Origin of the sequence: Thioalkalivibrio sp. AKL6 (assembly GCF_000376905.1) — a bacterium.
GTDB lineage: Bacteria > Pseudomonadota > Gammaproteobacteria > Ectothiorhodospirales > Ectothiorhodospiraceae > Thioalkalivibrio > Thioalkalivibrio versutus.
In genome coordinates, this window is record NZ_AQXS01000011.1 from 197,521 (window position 1) to 215,064 (window position 17,544).

The following is a 17,544-nucleotide window of genomic DNA, read 5'->3' on the forward strand; positions in this document are numbered from 1 at the left end:
GTGCGCGTGAATCACAACGACCACCCCCTGAGCGAAGTGCCGGACCATGCCCGCAAGGGCTTCTGGTCGATGACCGTGGTGCTGTTCGGGTTCACCTTCTTTACCTCGACCCTGTGGGCCGGCGGGTCGCTGGGCCTGGCCTTCAGCTTCGGCGAGCTAATGCTGGTGATCGCACTGGGCAACCTGCTACTGGGGGCCTACGCGGCCACGCTCGCCTACATCGGCTGCAAGAGCGGACTGCACACGGTCCTGATGGGGCGTTTCTGCTTCGGGGAATGGGGCAGCAAACTCTCCGACGTCATCCTCGCGTTCACCCAGATCGGCTGGTACGCCTGGGGCACGGCCACCGTCGCGATCATCCTGGTCGAGACCACCGCACTGCCGGAACCAATGGAAGTCGGGCTGATGGTGCTGTTCGGGTTCGCCTTCTGCATCACCGCGATGATCGGCTATCGCGGTCTCGACTGGCTTTCCCGCGTCGCGGTACCGGTCATGCTCCTGTTCATCCTGTTCACGCTATTCATCGGGATCGGCGACGCCGGCGGCCCCGGGGGCCTGCTTGGTCAGGACCCGCGCACGGAGATGGATTTCCACGCCGCCCTGACCATCGTGATCGGCACCTTTGTGGGCGGTGCAACCCTCGCCACCAACTGGACCCGCTTCGCCCGCACCCCGCGCATTGCGGTCATCGCGACCCTGGCGGCCTTCGTGCTGGGAAACGGACTAATGGTCCTGACCGGCGCGCTCGGCGCCCTGATCTACCACGAGGCCGACATCGTCCACGTCATGCTGGCCCAGGGTTTCGTGACGATCACGGTACTGATGCTTCTGCTGAACATCTGGAGCACCCAGGACAACACCATCTACAACTTCGGCGTGGCCGGCTGCAATCTGCTGCGCACCCAGCGCCGGCGACTGGTCACCGTGCTCGGGGCCGCGATCGGCACGGCCCTCGCGGTCGCCGGGATGCATGACTATCTGGTGCCGTTCCTGATCCTGCTGGGGACCTTCATCCCGCCGCTCGGCGGCGTGATCGTCGCCGACTTCTGGCTGCGCCATCGCGGGCAATACCCCCGCCTGGGCTCGGCCCGTCTGCCCGGGTTCCACTGGCCCGGCCTGCTGGCGTACGCGGCAGGATCCGCCGCGGCGTACTACGCACCCGTGGTACCTCCTCTGCTGGGCGTGATCGTGGCAACGGCTGCCTACGCCGTCCTGATGGCTCCCGCCTCACCCGCCGCGTGGCGCCCGCGCCAGGGAAGTGCGGATTAGAGCCTGATCAAAGCCCTGGCAGGTTCGGTGCCGGTGGCGTCGGCAGTTTCGGAGGGTCGGACGGGTCCGGCAGCGGCGGATCGTCAGGAGTCGGCGCCGAGGATGAACCGGGCGCCCGCGGGAGATCCAGGCGCTGATCGGGGCGCGAGTCGCCGCGCCGCTGCCCCGGCGGGGTCCCACCATGCCCGGGCGGCCAATTGCCCGCCGCGGGCGTGTCGCCACTGGCGCCCGGAGACCCGGGCGGCGGCCCGCCCGACGGCTGAGCCTGCGCGCCACCGAACGCCAGAACGGCGCCCATGACCGCAACCTGCGTCAGGGAACGAAAGAGGGACTGCATGCCATTCACTCCTTGCGTCGTTGCCTGCCCCTGAGGCGGCCGCGCGTGCCCATGGTTCCCGGCAGCCTGTGACTCTGCCAAGTCCATCACGTCCAGGGAAACACGGTTCAGCGTCCCCTAAGCCTCGACCACCAGCTGTTGGAACAGCCCACCCAGGATCACCAGCGCGAACCCCGCGTACAGGCCCGCCACGACGTCGTCCATCATGATCCCGTGGCCGTCGTGCCACTTTTCATCAAAGTAGTTCGCCGGCCAGGGCTTGAGGATATCGAACACCCGGAACAGCAGGAAGCCAACGACCACCCACATCAGCCCCGCCGGGGCAAACGCCAGCGTGATGAGCATGCCGGCCCATTCATCCCACACGATGCCGGGATGATCGTGCACTCCCAGCTTGCGCGCACTTTCGCCACAGATGTGGAAGCCGGCCATCACCACGACCACGGTGATCGCAAGGTAGGCCCACTCCGGGAAATTCATGATCGCGAAGTACAGCACCAGTGCACCCAGCGAGCCGGTGGTGCCCGGTGCCCAGCGCGACAGGCCACTGCCGAAGCCGAACGCCAACAGGTGAATGGGATCGCCGAACACGGTCTTCACCGATGGCATCTTCGGATTACGGATCTTCTGCTCCGACATGGCTCCCCTGTCCCTATTCTTTATTCTGTGTTCGCGAAATGATCGTGGCCCGCCCGCGCCACGTCCAGCCGTTGCCCGTTTGCGTCCTCCACCACCACACCCGCACCCTCGGTGCACTCGCCGATCACAGTCAGCGGGACGTCCACGCTGAACGCGAGCAGGTCCAGCGACTCCCCCGGCGGGAGGGCGAACAGCAGCTCGTAGTCCTCGCCACCGCCCAGTGCGCAGGAGCGAGCCTGCTGCTCGGACACCTCCGCCAGCAGCGGGTCGCGCGGGACGGCGGGCCAGTCGACTCGCGCACCGCAACCCGAGGCGGCACACAGATGGCCCAGGTCCGCCAGCAGGCCGTCGGAGATATCGATGGCGGCCCGTGCGCGGTTGCGCAGACCACGGCCCAGACTCAGACGCGCCGCGGGCCAGAACAGCCGGGCGCAGGCGGGGCTCGAGGCGTCTACGGGACTCCCCTCTGCACGCCGCTGCGTCTCGTGGGCCAAACCGCAGGCCGCTCCGCCCAGCGCACCGGAAACCACCAGGCGATCGCCAGGCCGTGCACCGTCGCGGCGCAGGGCCTGGCCGACGGGCACCTCGCCCAGGACCGTCACGCTGATCGCCAGCGGACCCCGGTTGGTATCCCCGCCCACCAGCGGGATCCCGACCTCCTCGGCCAGGGTCAGAAAGCCGTGGCTGAAGCCCGCCAGCCAGTCATGATCCACACGCGGCAGGGTCAGCGACAGCACCGCGCCCAACGGCTCGGCCCCCATCGCGGCCAGGTCACTGAGATTGGAGGCCAGGGCCTTGTGGCCGACGCTTGCCGGCGGGTGGTCAGGAAAGAAGTGGGTGCCCTCGACCAGCGTGTCGACGGTCACGGCCAGCTCGTGGCCACTACGCACGGCCAGCAGGGCGGCATCGTCTCCGATGCCCAGACGCACGCCATCGGCAACCGCGCCTGCGCTCGGCGTGCCGAAATAGCGCTGGATCAGATCGAATTCGGAATCGGGGCCGGGCATGGCCGTGGTGCTGACCCGCCCGGGGTCAGCGCGGGGTGGAGCGCTCGGGGCCGCGCAGGTCGGCGGAGAGCCGGTCCAGCACGCCGTTGATGTAGCGATGCGACTGCTCGGCACCATAGCGCTTGGCCAGATCGACGGCCTCGTTGATCACTACGCGGTAGGGCACCTCCATGCGTTCGGCCAACTCCCATTGGCCCAACCACAGCAGGGCGTGCTCCACCGGATCGAGCTGATCCAGCGGGCGGCCGAGGTACGGCTCCATGCGGGCATCCAGGGCCTCGCGGTCGCCGGTCACGCCGATCAGGAGTTCGCGGAAGTACTCGGCATCCGCCTTGGCGTGTTCCTCGTCGTCGCGGAACTCGGCCAGGATATCCTTCGGGTGGGCGCCCGTGATCTGCCAGGAATATAGCGCCTGCATCGCGCGCCGGCGCGCGAAGGAACGCGCATGCCGCGCCCGCTGCTCGGGCGTGCTGCGCGGACGCCGGGCCCGAGCGGACTTGCCGGCATCGGCATCCTTGCGCGGGGCACCACCTTCGGGGCGGGGATCAGAGGGTTCAGTCACGGCAAGCCTGTTCGGGTGGACGGATAACACTGGGTGGCAGTGCGGGATCAGCGGCGCAGCTGGCGCATCAGGCTGACCATCTCGATCGCGCCCATGGCGGCATCGGCGCCCTTGTTGCCGGCCTTGGTGCCGGCGCGCTCGATCGCCTGCTCGATGGAGTCGGTGGTCAGCACGCCGAAGCTGATCGGCAGGTCCTCCGCCATCTGCACCTGGGCCAGGCCCTTGGCCGCCTCGCCCGCGACGTAATCGAAATGCGGCGTTGAACCACGAATCACGCAGCCCAGGGCGATCACGCCATCGTACTGCCCGGAACGCGCCATGGCCTGCGCCGCCAGCGGCAGTTCATAGGCACCCGGCACACGGGCGATGGTCAGGTTCGTCTCCTGCACCCCGTGACGCTTCAGGGTATCCACGGCCCCTTCCAGCAGGCGTTCGACGATCAGGCTGTTGAAGCGCGCCAGCAGCAGGCCATAGCGATGGTCGGCGGCGTCGGTGAATACGCCTTCCAGGGTCTTGATCTCGGACATGATGAACTTCCGGTTGGGCTGATGAAGGACCCGCGGGCCCCGTTTTCGAATGGCGCTAGTGTAGCACCGCCATCGGTCTACTCGTGGACGTAGTCCACCACCTCCAGGCCGAAGCCCCCGAGGCCGTGGAAGCGCTTCGGCGCGGACATCAGCTTCATGCGTCCGACACCGCAGTCGGCGAGAATCTGTGCACCGATCCCGTACATGCGCCATTCGGCGGAGTTCTCGCGCCCGCTGCGTTCCTCCGGCGCGGGCTGACCGATATTCTCCAGCCGCTGGGCCAGGGCGTCGCCACTCTCGTGCTTGCGCAGCACCACCACCACGCCCGCGCCCGCCTCGTCGATCCGGCGCAGGGCATCATCCAGCGGCCAGCCACGATCCGGACCGGCATAGCCGAGGGTATCGCACAACGTGCTCTCCAGATGCACGCGCACCAGGGTGTCCTGGTCCGGCTTCGGCTCGCCACGCACCAGGGCAAAATGCAGTTCGTGGTCCACTTCGTCCTCGAACGCCAGCAGGCGAAACTCGCCATGCTCGGTCGGGAACGGACGCTCGGACACCCGCCGGACCGTCTTCTCGTTCTCGATGCGATAGCGGATCAGATCCTCGATGGTGCCCATCTTCAGGTCATGCTCGGCGCAGAAGCGTTCGAGATCCGAACGCCGCGCCATGCTGCCGTCCTCGTTCAGGATCTCGACGATCACCGCGGCCGGCTCGGCCCCGGCCAGGCGCGCGAGATCACAGCCGGCCTCGGTATGCCCGGCGCGCACGATCACCCCGCCCGGCTGCGCCATCAGCGGGAACACGTGGCCCGGCTGGACGATGTCCTCGGGCGTCGCATTGGGCGCCACGGCGGTGCGGATGGTGTGCGCGCGATCGTAGGCGGAGATGCCGGTGGTCACGCCCTCGGCCGCCTCGATCGACAGCGTGAAGTTGGTGCCGTGCACGTCGTTGGTGTCGGTCACCATCAACGGCAGCGCCAGCTGCTTGCAGCGCTCGCGGGTCAGCGTCAGGCAGATCAGCCCCCGCCCGTACTTGGCCATGAAGTTGATGTCTTCCGGGCGCGCGTGCGAGGCGAGCATCAGCAGATCGCCTTCGTTCTCGCGGTCCTCGTCATCGACGATGACCACCATGCGTCCGGCCTGAAGCTCTTCCAGGATGGTTTCGGTATTGGAAAATTCCATAGATTCCTGCTTTCGGCCGCGCAGTTAGTCGCGCGAACCGGAGTGATTGGGAAAGCCCTGCTCGGCCAGCCAGGCCTCGGACAGATCGCCCGCCTGCCCGCCCGGCTCGGCCGCGCGATCGCCCAGCATCAAGCGTTCCAGATAGCGGGCGATCAGGTCCACCTCCAGGTTGACCGGTGTGCCCACCGCGTACACGGCGAACCGGGTCAGCGACCAGGTATGCGGGATGATGTTCACCTCGAACTCGGCGCCGTCCACCCGGTTCACCGTCAGGCTGGTGCCGTCGATGGTGATCGAGCCCTTGGCCGCGATGTAGCGGGCCAGCGGGGCCGGCGCGCGAAAACGCACGCGGGTGGAGCGCGCGTCCGGCTCCATCGCCACGACTTCGCCCACACCGTCGACATGCCCGGACACCATGTGCCCGCCCAGGCGATCACCCAGCGCCAGCGCGCGTTCGAGATTCACCCGATCCCCCGGACCGAGATGGCCCAGCGTGGTGACATCCAGCGACTCCCGCGAGACATCGGCGGCAAAGCCCTTACCCGGCAGATCGGTCACCGTCAGGCAGACCCCATTGACCGCGATGGAATCCCCCAGGCGGGTATCCGACAGGTCCATCCCGGTCGCATTGACGTGCAAGCGCACATCGCCCCCGCTGGGGGTGAGGCGCTCCAGGCTGCCAAGGGTCTCGATGATTCCGGTAAACATGGGTGTCCACTCGTTCGGTCGGGTCCGGAGCACAATGCCGGGCCACAGGCGCCCCATCATAGGGAAACGCTAATGAATTCGCACCACGACCCGGGCGTTTATAGTGGCAACGCCTGTCCTCGCAAGTCCTTCAAGGGCCATCACGAAGCCCACGAAGACACGAAGCAGGTCAATGGCGATTGCAGATCGGAAGGCCTTGGAACGAAGCCGAACAGGGGGCCCTATGGTTTATCCAGCGCCGAGGCGTTGGATTCCCGCGCCTCGAGCTCCATCATCCTCCCCGTCTTCCTGTCGATCGCTCTTGCTACTTGCCCTGCCCGCTCTTCCTGTCGCCGTGCGCTTCGTGATGCAAACAAGCCCTTACGAACGCGGACGGGCAAGCAGGCGCAGGGTATCGCCGACCCAGCGGGTGTCGATGACTTCGAGTTCGGCGCGTTCGGCCATGCGGGCCAGTGGCCACTCCACCAGGGGACGGGCGCTGGAGCCCATCAGCAACGGCGCCTGGTAGATCAGCCACTCGTCGACCCAGCCACCGCGGGCGAGCGCACCGGCCAGGCCGGGTCCGGATTCCACGTGGAGCTCGTTGACCTCTGCCCGTCCCAGCTCCGTAAGCACCGCACCCAGATCAAGTCCGCCCTCGGCAGATTCCTCCGCCAGCGGCACGGCCCGCACCTCGGCACCCTTGCCGCGCAGGGTATCCGCCGCAGGCGAGCCCACCACATCGGGACTGGTGAGGATCCAGACCGGCCCGTCACGCAGGATCTGCGAGCCCGGGGGCGTGCGCAGGCGCGCATCAAGGATGACGCGCAGTGGCTGCCGGGTCGGCAGATCGTGATACCGCGAGTCATCCGGGAAGCCGGCGTGGGCAGCCAGATCAAACGGCTTCATGCGCACATTCAGGCGCGGGTCATCGCCGACCACGGTGCCACTGCCGGTGACGATCGCCCCGGCCCGCGCCCGCCACAGTTGCACGTCGCGCCGCGCCGCCTCGCCGGTGATCCACTGCGACTCGCCGGAGGCCATGGCCGTCCGCCCGTCCAGGCTCGCAGCCAGCTTGACCCGCACCCAGGGGCGCCCCTGCTCCATGCGCTGCACGAAGCCGGGGTTCAGCGCCCGTGCCTCGGCCTCCAGCACGCCGCTGTCGACCCGGATACCGGCCGCCTGCAAGGCATCGATCCCGCCCCCGCATACCTGTGGGTTCGGATCCAGCATCGCGATCACGACCCGCGCGACGCCCGCCCGGATCAGCGCATCGGTACACGGCGGGGTGCGGCCCTGATGACTGCAGGGCTCCAGGGTCACGTAGGCGGTCGCGCCTTGCACGGCCTCACCGGCCGCTTGCAGCGCGTTCACCTCGGCATGCACCTCGCCGGCCTTCCAGTGCAGGCCCGCGCCTACCTCCCGGCCGTCGCGCACGATGACGCAGCCCACCCGCGGATTCGGATCCGCGGTGAAGCGGCCGTAGTCCGCCAGTTTCAGGGCGCGCGCCATGTGCCGGCGGTCGGCAATGACCTGCTCGGTCGTCGGCGCTTCCATTACATCCCCTCCTGCGAGCCGCCGTCCGTCGCCGGGGTGGCCCGCCCGTCCGCCGCGGATTCCGGGGCGTTTCCGGTCGCCTCCTCGTCGATCAGGCGCATCTGCGAACGGCGCATCTCCGGGCTGAGGTCATCCTCCAGCCGTTCGATCGCCTCACGGAAGGACTGCACACTGGCGAAGCTGAGATAGATAGAGGCAAAACGGATATAGGCCACATGGTCCAGCCCGTGCAAGGCCGCCAGCACCATTTCGCCGATGCGGTCGGACTTGACCTCGGGGGCCGTGACGGCCGAAAGCTGGCGCTTGATGTCGTCGATCACCCGCTCGACATCATCGGTCTTGACCGGGCGCTTGTGCAGTGCCCGGCGCAGACCGCTGCGCAGCTTTTCCTCGTCGAAGGCGACCCGTTCACCGGAACGCTTGACCACCCGCGGCAGGCTGAACTCCGCCCGCTCGAAGGTGGTAAAGCGCGCACCACAGGCACGGCACTGCCGCCGGCGCCGGATCTGTTCCTGCTCCGGGCCGGCCACCCGCGAATCGACCACGCGGGTGTCCTGATCATGACAGGACGGACAGCGCATCCCGGGCCCCGTCAGCCGGCCAACTGGCGGTGGTTATTCGCCGTGACCGTACACCGGGAAGCGACGGCAGATCTCGAGGACCTTCTCGCGGGTCGCGTCGATCACCTGCTCGTTCTCGTGATCATCCAGCACGTCGGCGATCCAGCCGGCCAGCTCGCGGGACTCGGACTCGGTGAAGCCGCGAGTGGTCAGCGCGGCGGTGCCGATGCGAATGCCGGAGGTCACGAACGGGGACTGCGGATCGTTCGGCACGGCGTTCTTGTTGACCGTGATGTTGGCACGGCCCAGCGCGGCATCCGCGGCCTTGCCGGTCATGCCCTTGGCGACCAGGCTCAGCAGGAACAGGTGGTTGTCGGTACCGCCGGAGACGATATCGAAGCCACGCTCCACCAGCACCTCGGCCATCGCGCGGGCGTTGGCGATCACCTGCTTCTGGTAGGTCTTGAATTCCGGCTCCAGGGCCTCCTTGAACGCCACCGCCTTGCCGGCGATCACGTGCATCAGCGGACCACCCTGGGTGCCCGGGAAGATCAGCGACTGGAACTTCTTGTTCAGTTCCGGCTGGCCCTTGGAGATGATGAAGCCGCCACGCGGCCCGCGCAGGGACTTGTGCGTGGTGGAGGTGACCACGTGAGCGTGGTCGATCGGGTTCGGGTATTCGCCAGCGGCGATCAGGCCGGAGACGTGGGCCATGTCCACCATCAGGTACGCGCCCACCGAATCGGCGATCTCGCGGAAGCGCTTCCAGTCGACCACGCGCGAATAGGCGGAGAAGCCGGCGACGATCATCTTCGGCTGGTTCTCGGTGGCCAGGCGCTGGACCTCGTCGTAGTCGATCAGGCCCTCGTCGGTGATGCCGTACTGCACCGCGTTGTAGATCTTGCCGGAGAAGTTCGGCTTGGCACCGTGGGTCAGGTGGCCGCCGGCGTCCAGGCTCATGCCCAGGACGGTGTCATGCGGCTGCAGCAGGGCCATGTACACCGCGGCGTTGGCCTGGGAGCCGGAATGCGGCTGCACGTTGGCGTAGTCGGCACCGTAGAGCTGCTTGAGGCGATCGATCGCCAGCTGCTCAACCACATCGACGTGCTCGCAACCGCCATAGTAGCGCTTGCCCGGGTAGCCCTCGGCGTACTTGTTGGTCAGCACCGAACCCTGCGCTTCCATCACGCGCGGGCTGGTGTAGTTTTCCGACGCGATCAGCTCGATGTGCTCTTCCTGACGCTGCGACTCGTCGCGGATGGCATTCCAGAGGTCGTCGTCGTAGCCGTGGATACTCATGTCGATCGAAAACATTCGGGTCTCCCGTTCAAAGCGTTGGATTCAGCGGATTTCGGCGCGCCAGCTACTTGGGGCGCTGCCGCAAAAAGGCCGCCAATCATACGCCATCCGGCCCTTCTTTTCAGGCCGGACGTCTCCCGACACGGCCGCTGCGGACCACCGAGCCCCCTTCCAAGACCGGTGTTTCGCAAATCCGATCAGGCACTTTGGTGCCCGGCCCCACCCCGGGAAGACCAGAGGCACAAACCCCTTCCGCTCATCCGGAAAACGGGCCGCGTGCGCTTGCTCCAACGCCTTAGTTCGGCCCTTCGATTCGACGGACGTCGACGTCGTGGCGGGTCGGGTATACCGGCAGGCCGAACTGGTTGTAGACCGCCACATCGGCCGCATCACGGCCATAGCCTACGACCACGTAGCCACCCCGCAACTCGGCCTGGGTCGCATCAAAGGTGTACCAGCGCCCCCCGACGAAGGCCTCGAACCAGGCATGCATGTCCATCGGCTGCAGGCCGTGCAGATACCCGACCACCATGCGCGCCGGGATACTGAGACTGCGGCACAGTGCAATCCCGAGATGCGCCAGGTCGCGACACACCCCGCTCCCGCGCTGATTCACCTCCGCGGCCGAGATCGGGATATCGCTGGTCCCCGGGAGATATTCGATGCGCTCGCGCAGCCACTGCTCGATGGCCGCCACCTGGTCGTAACCCAGCCACTGGCCGGCAGTGATTTCGGTCGCCATCAGGTTGAAGCGATCCGATTCGCAAAACCGGCTCGGCAGGAGATAACTCAGTACGGCATCCGGCAGGGACTGCACCTCGACAAACGGTGCGCCCGGGGCCCGGTCGAGGGCCTCGGCCGTCTGCACCTCCGCCGCGGTATGGATGGAGAACGTCCCCGGCGGCGCGATCAGGCGCTGGCAGAGGTTGCCGTAGATGTCGACGAACTCGGACACCGGCGCCGTCGGCACCAGGCGATATTCCTCGCGCGCGACCCATTGCAGCGGGCCACTGCGCGGTCGCAGCATCAGCACAAACGGCGTGGGTTCGACGATCTCGAACTCGAAGTCACAACGGGTCTCGAGCCACATGAACGGGGCCTCTTGGGGTGAACCTCCTACACTACGCCCTGCCCGACGGCGGGGCTACACGCAGACGGGCCTGGCAGCCGGCTGCGACCGTGTACATTGGCCCGCGATTCCCTACACTTCCGAAATCGCCTGTTCCCCGGAGCCCGTATGCGAGGACGACCCGACCAACGCACCGCGAGACGCCGCACCCGGCACCTGACCGTTGGGCTGCTTGCCCTCGGCCTGTTGCTGCTCGCACCCCTGGCCCAGGCGGAACAACGCTTCATCAACATCGGCACCGGCGGCGTCACCGGCGTGTACTACCCCGCCGGCCAGCACCTGTGCCGGCTGTTCAACACCCGCCGCGACAGCCACGGGATGCGCTGCACCGCGGAGAGCACCGGCGGTTCGGTATTCAACCTGAACATGGTGCGTTCCGGCGACATGGACTTCGGCGTGGCCCAGTCGGATCTCCAGTACCACGCCTATCACGGCAGTGGCCGCTTCGAGGCCTTCGGACCCGGCAACCACCTGCGGGCGATGTTCAGCCTGCACCCCGAGCCACTGACCCTGGTGGTCCGCCCGGACGCGGACATCCAGGGTCTGGACGACCTGCCGGGCAAGCGGGTGAACATCGGCAATCCCGGCTCCGGCCAGCGCATCCTGATGGAAGAGCTGATGGCCAAGCTCGGCTGGGACCACGACACCTTCCGCCGCGTCAGCGAGCTGCCCTCGCGCGAGCAGGCGCAGGCGCTGTGCGACAACCGGATCGACGCCTTCGTTTTCTCGGTGGGGCACCCCTCTGCGGCAATCCAGGAGCCGATCGCCACCTGCGACGCCCGCCTGGTGTCCATCGAAGGCCCTGCCATCGAGGAGCTGATCCGCTCGACCCCCTACTACCTCACCGCCGTGATCCCCGCCGACACCTACCCGGGGCAGGACGAGGACATCCACACCTACGGGGTCGGCGCGACCCTGGTCACCTCGGACCGCACCTCGAATACCGCCGCCTACGAGCTGACCCGCGCCGTGTTCGAGAACTTCGAGACCTTCCGCGGCTTGCACCCGGCCTTCAGCGGCCTCGAACGCAAGAGCATGGTCGACGAGGGCCTGTCCGCCCCCATGCACCCCGGTGCCCGGCGCTACTTCCGCGAGGCAGGACTGATCGATGACTGAGACCCGAGCACAGGATCCCGCCACTTCGGAGGACCGCCAGGTCGCCGAACTGGAGACCGGCGGCCGCCACCCCGGCCGCGCGACCCGCACCCTGATCTGGCTCACGGCCGTCGCCTGGTCGCTGTTCCAGATCTGGATCGCCTCACCGATCGCCGACTGGGTCGACATCTTCGTCGTCTCCGAGACCGAGGCTCGCTCCATCCACCTGGCGTTCGCGATCTTCCTCGGCTATCTGCTGTTCCCGGCGGTCCGCGCCACCGCCCGCGGCAAGGGCTGGCAGCACGCCATCGGTATCCTGTATGCCCTGGGTGGGCTGGCCCTGATTGCACTGGGGCTGTGGCAGTTCCTCGGCCTGGAACGCCTGGGCGAGGTCTACCTGGCGCTCGGCATCGCCCTGGTCGCCGTGGCCTGGCCGCTGCTGCGCGGGAACGACCCCGTGCATCGCGTGCCGCTGGGTGACTGGGTGTTCGCCGCGGTTGCGGCCTTCAGCGCCCTGTACCTCTACCTGTTCCACGAGGCACTGGCGGCGCGCCCCGGCGCCCCCACCGAACTGGACCTGATCATGGCCGGGATCGGTCTGATCCTGCTGCTGGAGGCGACCCGCCGCGTGCTCGGCCCGGCGCTGACCATCATCGCCGCGATCTTCCTGTTCTATACCTTCGCCGGCCCCCTCATGCCGGACCTGATCGCCCATCGCGGCGCCAGCTATCCGCGCGCGATGGCCCAGCAGTGGCTGTCCAACGAGGGGGTGTTCGGCATCGCGCTGGGGGTCTCCACCAGCTTCGTGTTCCTGTTCGTGCTGTTCGGCGCACTGCTGGAGCGCGCCGGGGCCGGTGACTACTTCATCCGCGTCGCCTTCGCCCTGCTCGGGCACCTGCGTGGCGGCCCGGCCAAGGCCGCGGTGCTGGCCTCCGGGATGACCGGCGTGGTCTCGGGCTCGTCGATCGCCAACGTGGTCACCACCGGCACCTTCACGGTTCCGCTGATGAAACGGGTCGGCTTCGCCCCGCACAAGGCCGGCGCGGTGGAGGTCGCCAGCTCGGTCAACGGGCAGCTGATGCCGCCAGTGATGGGCGCCGCCGCGTTCCTGATGGTCGAATACGTCGGCATCCCCTATGTCGAGGTGCTCAAGCACGCCATCCTGCCGGCCCTGATCGCCTATATCGCGCTGATCTACATCGTCCATCTGGAGGCCTGCAAGAACGGCATGGAGGGCCTCCAGCGCGCCACCGTGACGACCTGGCGCGGGCGCCTGATCAGCTTCACCCTGACCGTGGCCAGCCTGATCATCCTGGCGGGTGCGGTGTACTGGGGACTGGGCTGGATCAAGATCGTCGCCGGCGACGCCGCGGCCTGGATCATCGCCGGCCTGTTGTTCGCCACCTACCTGGTACTGGTCTGGATCGTCGCGCGCGAGCCGGACCCTGAGGCCCTGGATACCGAACGCCCGCTGCCGCGGGTCGCCCCCACGGTCCTGAGCGGGCTGCACTACCTGCTGCCGCTGGTGGTGCTGGTCTGGGCACTGGTGGTGGAGCGGCTGTCGCCGGGGCTGGCGGCGTTCTGGGCGGTGGCCTTCATGATCTTCATCGTGCTGACCCAGCGCCCGCTGGTGGCCCTGTTCCGGCGCCAGGGGCGTCTCCTGCAAGCCGCGTGGGTCGGAGTCTGGGAACTGTTCCAGGGCTTCGAGACCGGCGCGCGCAACATGATCGGTATCGGCCTGGCCACTGCCGCGGCCGGGATCATCGTCGGCACGGTCGCGATGACCGGCGTCGGGCTGGTGTTGACCGACCTGGTGGATACCCTGTCCGGCGGCAACCTGCTGCTGGTGCTGGTACTAACCGCAGTGATCAGCCTGGTCCTTGGCCTGGGCCTGCCGACCACCGCGAACTACATCATTGTGGCGACCCTGATGGCCCCGATCATCGTCGATCTGGGGGCCCAGCACGACATCCTGATCCCGCTGATCGCGGCCCACCTGTTCGTGTTCTATTTCGGCATCATGGCCGACGTGACGCCACCGGTGGGCCTGGCCTCCTTCGCCGGCGCGGCAATCGCCAAGGCCGACCCGATTCGCACCGGGATCCAGGCCTTCGCCTACAGCCTGCGCACCATCGCATTGCCGTTCTTCTTCATCTTCAACAGCCAGTTGCTGTTGATCGGGGTGGACAACGTGTTCCAGCTGGCGCTGGTCTTCCTCGGCTCGCTGGCCGGCATCCTCGCCTTTACCGCGGCCACCCAGGGCTGGTTCCTGACCCGCAGCCGCTACTGGGAGTCCGCCGCGTTGATGGTCGTCGCCTTCGTGCTGCTGGTCCCGACCGTGCTGATGGACCGCATCGCGGCTCCCTATCAGCACCAGCCGGCGGAGACCTTGCTCGAGGTCGTCGAGACCATCCCGGACCGCGACTCGCTGCGCCTGGAGGCCACCGGCATCGACCTGGAGGGCCGCGAGATCACCCGCACGGTGATGTTCCCGCTGGGCGACCCCGACCTGGCCCCGCGCGAGCGTCTGGCCGACGCCGGGCTGGACGTGCGCTTCGACCCGGACGACCAGAAGGCACAGATCCAGACGGTCGCTTTCGGCAGCCCGGCCGGCCGAGTAGGGTTGGAGGGTGGCTGGACCATCACCGGCGTACTGGTGCCGACCGAGCGCCCCAGCCCATACTGGTTCTACCTTCCGGCCCTGGCGCTGGGACTGCTGGTAGTCTGGAATCAGCGCCGACGCGCGGAACCGCCGGGGCGCGGCCCTTCCGCCGACACCCCCGCCCTTTCGGCGTAACCACGAACCGCAATCGGAGTACACCGCAATGGAACAACCCAACTACGGCTTCAATGTCATCGTGAAGGGCGGCATCGAGGACGTGATCGCGCAGACCACGGCCGCCCTCGGCGAGGAGGGCTTCGGCATCCTCAGCGATATCGACGTCGCTGCGGCCTTCAAGAAGAAACTGGATCTGGAGCATCGCCCCTACCGCATCCTCGGCGCCTGCAACCCGAACCTTGCACGCCAGGCCGTCGAGGCCGACCCCAACATCGGCCTTCTGCTGCCCTGCAACGTGCTGGTGCAGGACAACGAGAACGGCACCTGCACGGTCGGCTTCATGGACCCGGTCGCGGTCATGGGGCTGGTCGACAAACCCGGTGTCGAAGACCTGGCCGGCGAGGTACGCCATCGTCTGGAGCGCGTGCGCCTGACCCTCGAGACCGGCTAGCCCCCGGCTTCGAGAGCACACCATGGATACTGGAACCGACCAGTCCGCCGGGCTGGCCGAGCGCATCCGCACGGCCGTCGCCGCCGGGCACCGCCTGGCGATCGCTGGCGGCGGCAGTCAACGCGCGCGTGCCTTCCCCACGGGCTTCGAACCGGATGTCCAGCCACTGGAGGCCAGCGGCCATCACGGCATCGTCAGCCTCGCACCCAGCGAGCTGGTGGTGACCGTGCGCGCCGGCACGCCGGTGATGGAACTGCAGGCCGCGCTGGAAGAAGTGGGCATGATGCTGCCCTTCGAACCGGCTATGCCCACGCCGTCCAGCACCGTGGGCGGCATGGTGGCCCTGGGCCTGTCCGGTGCCCGCCGCCCCTGGACCGCCAGCCTGCGCGACGCCGTGCTTGGCACCCGCATCGTCAACGGTCGCGGCGAGATCCTGCGCTTCGGCGGCGAAGTGATGAAGAACGTCGCCGGCTTCGACGTCTCGCGGCTGATGGCCGGCAGCCTCGGCAGCCTGGGCCTGCTGCTGGAGGTCAGCTTCAAGCTGCTGCCCGCCCCCGCCTACCAGGCCTGGCTGCGCCAGGAGAGCTCCGCCGCGGCCTTCATCGAGCAGGCGCGCGACTGGGGCCGTACCGCCCTGCCGTTCTCGGGCCTGGCCTGGGCTGACGGTATCGGCCACATCCGCCTGGGCGGTGGCCAGGAGGCCGTGCAGGAGGCCGCCGAACGCCTGGGCGCAGCACCGGATATCGACGGCCCGACCTTCTGGGCGCAACTGCGCGATCGGCACCTGCCGTTCCTCACCCGACCCATGGCCCGCGGCGAGCGCCTGTGGCGTCTGAGCCTGCCGCCCGCCACCCCGCCGCTGGATCTGCCCGGCGAATGGCTGCTCAACTGGGGCGGCGGCGAGCGCTGGCTGCGCTCCACGGCCACCCCGGACGCAGTGCGCGCTGCCACCGAGCAAGCGGGCGGACACGCCCGCCTGTGGTCCGGCGATCCGGCCGGGGCGGCCTGGCTGCACCCCCGCGCACCGGCCCATGCGCGCCTGGAGGGCGAGGTCCGCGCCGCCCTGGACCCTGACGGCGTGTTCTTCGCCCCGCTGATCACCCCTCATCCACGCACCGTGCCGACGAGCTGAAGCCATGGAAACTCGCCTGCACCCGCGCTTCGAGAATGATCCGGCGGCGCGCATCGCCGAAGACGCCCTGCGTGCCTGCGTGCACTGTGGCTTCTGCAACGCGACTTGTCCCACCTATCAGGAACAGGGTGACGAGCTGGACGGCCCGCGCGGACGCATCTACCAGATCAAGCAGGTCCTGGAGAGCGGCGAGGCCAATACCACCACCCGCACCCACCTGGACCGCTGCCTGACCTGTCTCAACTGCATGACCACCTGCCCCTCCGGGGTCGATTACAACCACCTGGTCGCCTTTGGCCGGGAGGTGATCGAGGAAGACCTCCCGCGCGGCTGGCGCGACCGGCTGCTGCGCGCCCTGCTGGTCCGCGCGCTGCCGGCGCGCTGGCCGTTCCGTCTAGCCCTGGGGCTCGGCCGCCTGGCCCGCCCACTGCTGCCCGCCACCCTGAAGCGCCGCGTGCCCGCACGCCACGGTGCCCGGGCCGGTGCAACCAACATTGGCGCGGTGACTCCGGCGGGCTTTCCCCACGGGCGCGTGCTGCTGCTCGGCGGCTGCGTGCACGATGCGATCGATGCCCGCATCAACGCCGCACTCCGGGGCCTGCTCGGGCGCCTTGGCATCGAGGTGGTCGAGGCCGGCGAGGCCCGCTGCTGCGGCGCGGTGGAACACCACCTGGCGTTCGCGGAGCGCACCCGCGAGCGGGTCCGGGCCAACCTCGACGCCTGGGAGTCGATTCTTGCGAACGGGGTGGACGCCGTCGTCAGCACCGCCAGCGGCTGCGGCGTGATGCTGCGCGACTACGCGCACATCCTCGCCGACGACCCGACGTATGCCGCACGCGCCGCCCGCTTCACGGCGCAGGTCCGCGACCCGGTCGAGCTGTTCGATATCCAGACCATCCGCAGCCTCGGCATCCGGGCGCCGGCAGATCACCCGCCCGTCGCCTGGCATGCCCCCTGCACCCTGCAACATGGCCAGGGCCTGGCCGGCCGCGTGGAACCGCTACTGCAGGCCGCCGGCTTCCACCTGGTGCCGGTCGCCGAGCCGCATCTGTGCTGCGGCTCGGCCGGAACCTATTCCATTCTCCAGCCGGCGATGGCGGGCCGTCTGCGCCAGCGCAAGCTGGACAACCTCGAGGCCAGCGGCCCCGCGCGCATCGTGACCGCCAACATCGGCTGCCAGACGCACCTGCAGTACGGGACCGATACGCCGGTCGAGCACTGGCTCACACTGCTCGAACGCCACTGCGGCGCAACTCCCGCCGGTGCGTAGGGGCGCTTGCCCAAGCCCCGACAGCACTCTAGATTCCCCCTTTTCCAATCCGGTAGACGC

At 68.2% G+C, this 17,544-nt stretch carries 16 protein-coding genes; 6 read left to right on the forward strand and 10 right to left on the reverse strand.

Annotated elements, in window-relative coordinates; translation table 11 throughout:
* The first annotated feature begins 6 nt into the window (after positions 1-6).
* A complete protein-coding gene (gene codB / locus D575_RS0111670) occupies positions 7-1,269 on the forward strand; it encodes a cytosine permease (protein ID WP_026182141.1) in 1,263 nt (420 codons plus the stop codon).
* Positions 1,270-1,723: 454 nt separating this feature from the next.
* On the opposite strand, the gene D575_RS0111675 is transcribed toward codB, so the two are convergent.
* From D575_RS0111675 to D575_RS0111720, 10 genes are all read right to left on the reverse strand, one after another.
* Positions 1,724-2,245: a phosphatidylglycerophosphatase A gene (locus D575_RS0111675; RefSeq protein WP_018146099.1), complete on the reverse strand. Its 522-nt coding sequence runs from the start codon at positions 2,243-2,245 to the stop codon at positions 1,724-1,726.
* A gap of 20 nt (positions 2,246-2,265) precedes the next feature.
* Positions 2,266-3,252, reverse strand: coding sequence for a thiamine-phosphate kinase (gene thiL / locus D575_RS0111680; RefSeq protein ID WP_018146100.1), 987 nt, complete (start codon positions 3,250-3,252; stop codon positions 2,266-2,268).
* A 25-nt stretch (positions 3,253-3,277) separates the two neighbouring features.
* Positions 3,278-3,814: a transcription antitermination factor NusB gene (nusB, locus tag D575_RS0111685; protein ID WP_018146101.1), complete on the reverse strand. Its 537-nt coding sequence runs from the start codon at positions 3,812-3,814 to the stop codon at positions 3,278-3,280.
* Positions 3,815-3,861: 47 nt separating this feature from the next.
* Positions 3,862-4,341 carry a 6,7-dimethyl-8-ribityllumazine synthase gene (ribE, locus tag D575_RS0111690; protein ID WP_018146102.1) on the reverse strand — a complete coding sequence of 160 codons (480 nt, stop codon included), beginning with the start codon at positions 4,339-4,341 and terminating at the stop codon, positions 3,862-3,864.
* Positions 4,342-4,418: 77 nt separating this feature from the next.
* On the reverse strand, positions 4,419-5,525 hold the full coding sequence (gene ribBA, locus D575_RS0111695; RefSeq protein WP_018146103.1) for a bifunctional 3,4-dihydroxy-2-butanone-4-phosphate synthase/GTP cyclohydrolase II: 1,107 nt from the start codon (positions 5,523-5,525) through the stop codon (positions 4,419-4,421).
* A 24-nt stretch (positions 5,526-5,549) separates the two neighbouring features.
* Positions 5,550-6,233, reverse strand: a complete 684-nt coding sequence (locus D575_RS0111700) for a riboflavin synthase (protein WP_018146104.1) — start codon at positions 6,231-6,233, stop codon at positions 5,550-5,552.
* A 360-nt stretch (positions 6,234-6,593) separates the two neighbouring features.
* Entirely contained in the window at positions 6,594-7,769 is a 1,176-nt protein-coding gene (gene ribD / locus D575_RS0111705) for a bifunctional diaminohydroxyphosphoribosylaminopyrimidine deaminase/5-amino-6-(5-phosphoribosylamino)uracil reductase RibD (protein WP_018146105.1), read from the reverse strand.
* Positions 7,769-8,350, reverse strand: a complete 582-nt coding sequence (gene nrdR / locus D575_RS0111710) for a transcriptional regulator NrdR (RefSeq protein WP_018146106.1) — start codon at positions 8,348-8,350, stop codon at positions 7,769-7,771. Before nrdR ends, ribD begins: the two co-directional genes overlap by 1 nt.
* 33 nt (positions 8,351-8,383) lie before the next feature.
* Positions 8,384-9,643 (reverse strand): serine hydroxymethyltransferase, encoded by a 1,260-nt coding sequence (glyA, locus tag D575_RS0111715; RefSeq protein ID WP_018146107.1) that lies wholly within the window; start codon positions 9,641-9,643, stop codon positions 8,384-8,386.
* A gap of 280 nt (positions 9,644-9,923) precedes the next feature.
* Positions 9,924-10,718 carry a transglutaminase family protein gene (locus D575_RS0111720; protein ID WP_018146108.1) on the reverse strand — a complete coding sequence of 265 codons (795 nt, stop codon included), beginning with the start codon at positions 10,716-10,718 and terminating at the stop codon, positions 9,924-9,926.
* Positions 10,719-10,865: 147 nt separating this feature from the next.
* On the opposite strand from D575_RS0111720, the gene D575_RS0111725 reads away from it, so the two are divergent.
* From D575_RS0111725 to glcF, 5 genes are read left to right on the forward strand one after another with little or no spacing between them, the layout of a single operon-like run.
* Positions 10,866-11,873, forward strand: a complete 1,008-nt coding sequence (locus tag D575_RS0111725) for a TAXI family TRAP transporter solute-binding subunit (protein WP_018146109.1) — start codon at positions 10,866-10,868, stop codon at positions 11,871-11,873.
* Entirely contained in the window at positions 11,866-14,649 is a 2,784-nt protein-coding gene (locus tag D575_RS0111730) for a TRAP transporter permease (RefSeq protein ID WP_018146110.1), read from the forward strand. Before D575_RS0111725 ends, D575_RS0111730 begins: the two co-directional genes overlap by 8 nt.
* 28 nt (positions 14,650-14,677) lie before the next feature.
* Positions 14,678-15,082, forward strand: coding sequence for a DUF302 domain-containing protein (locus D575_RS0111735; protein ID WP_018146111.1), 405 nt, complete (start codon positions 14,678-14,680; stop codon positions 15,080-15,082).
* A gap of 22 nt (positions 15,083-15,104) precedes the next feature.
* Positions 15,105-16,214 (forward strand): glycolate oxidase subunit GlcE, encoded by a 1,110-nt coding sequence (gene glcE / locus D575_RS0111740; protein ID WP_018146112.1) that lies wholly within the window; start codon positions 15,105-15,107, stop codon positions 16,212-16,214.
* A 4-nt stretch (positions 16,215-16,218) separates the two neighbouring features.
* On the forward strand, positions 16,219-17,484 hold the full coding sequence (gene glcF, locus D575_RS0111745; RefSeq protein ID WP_018146113.1) for a glycolate oxidase subunit GlcF: 1,266 nt from the start codon (positions 16,219-16,221) through the stop codon (positions 17,482-17,484).
* Positions 17,485-17,544: the final 60 nt, after the last annotated feature.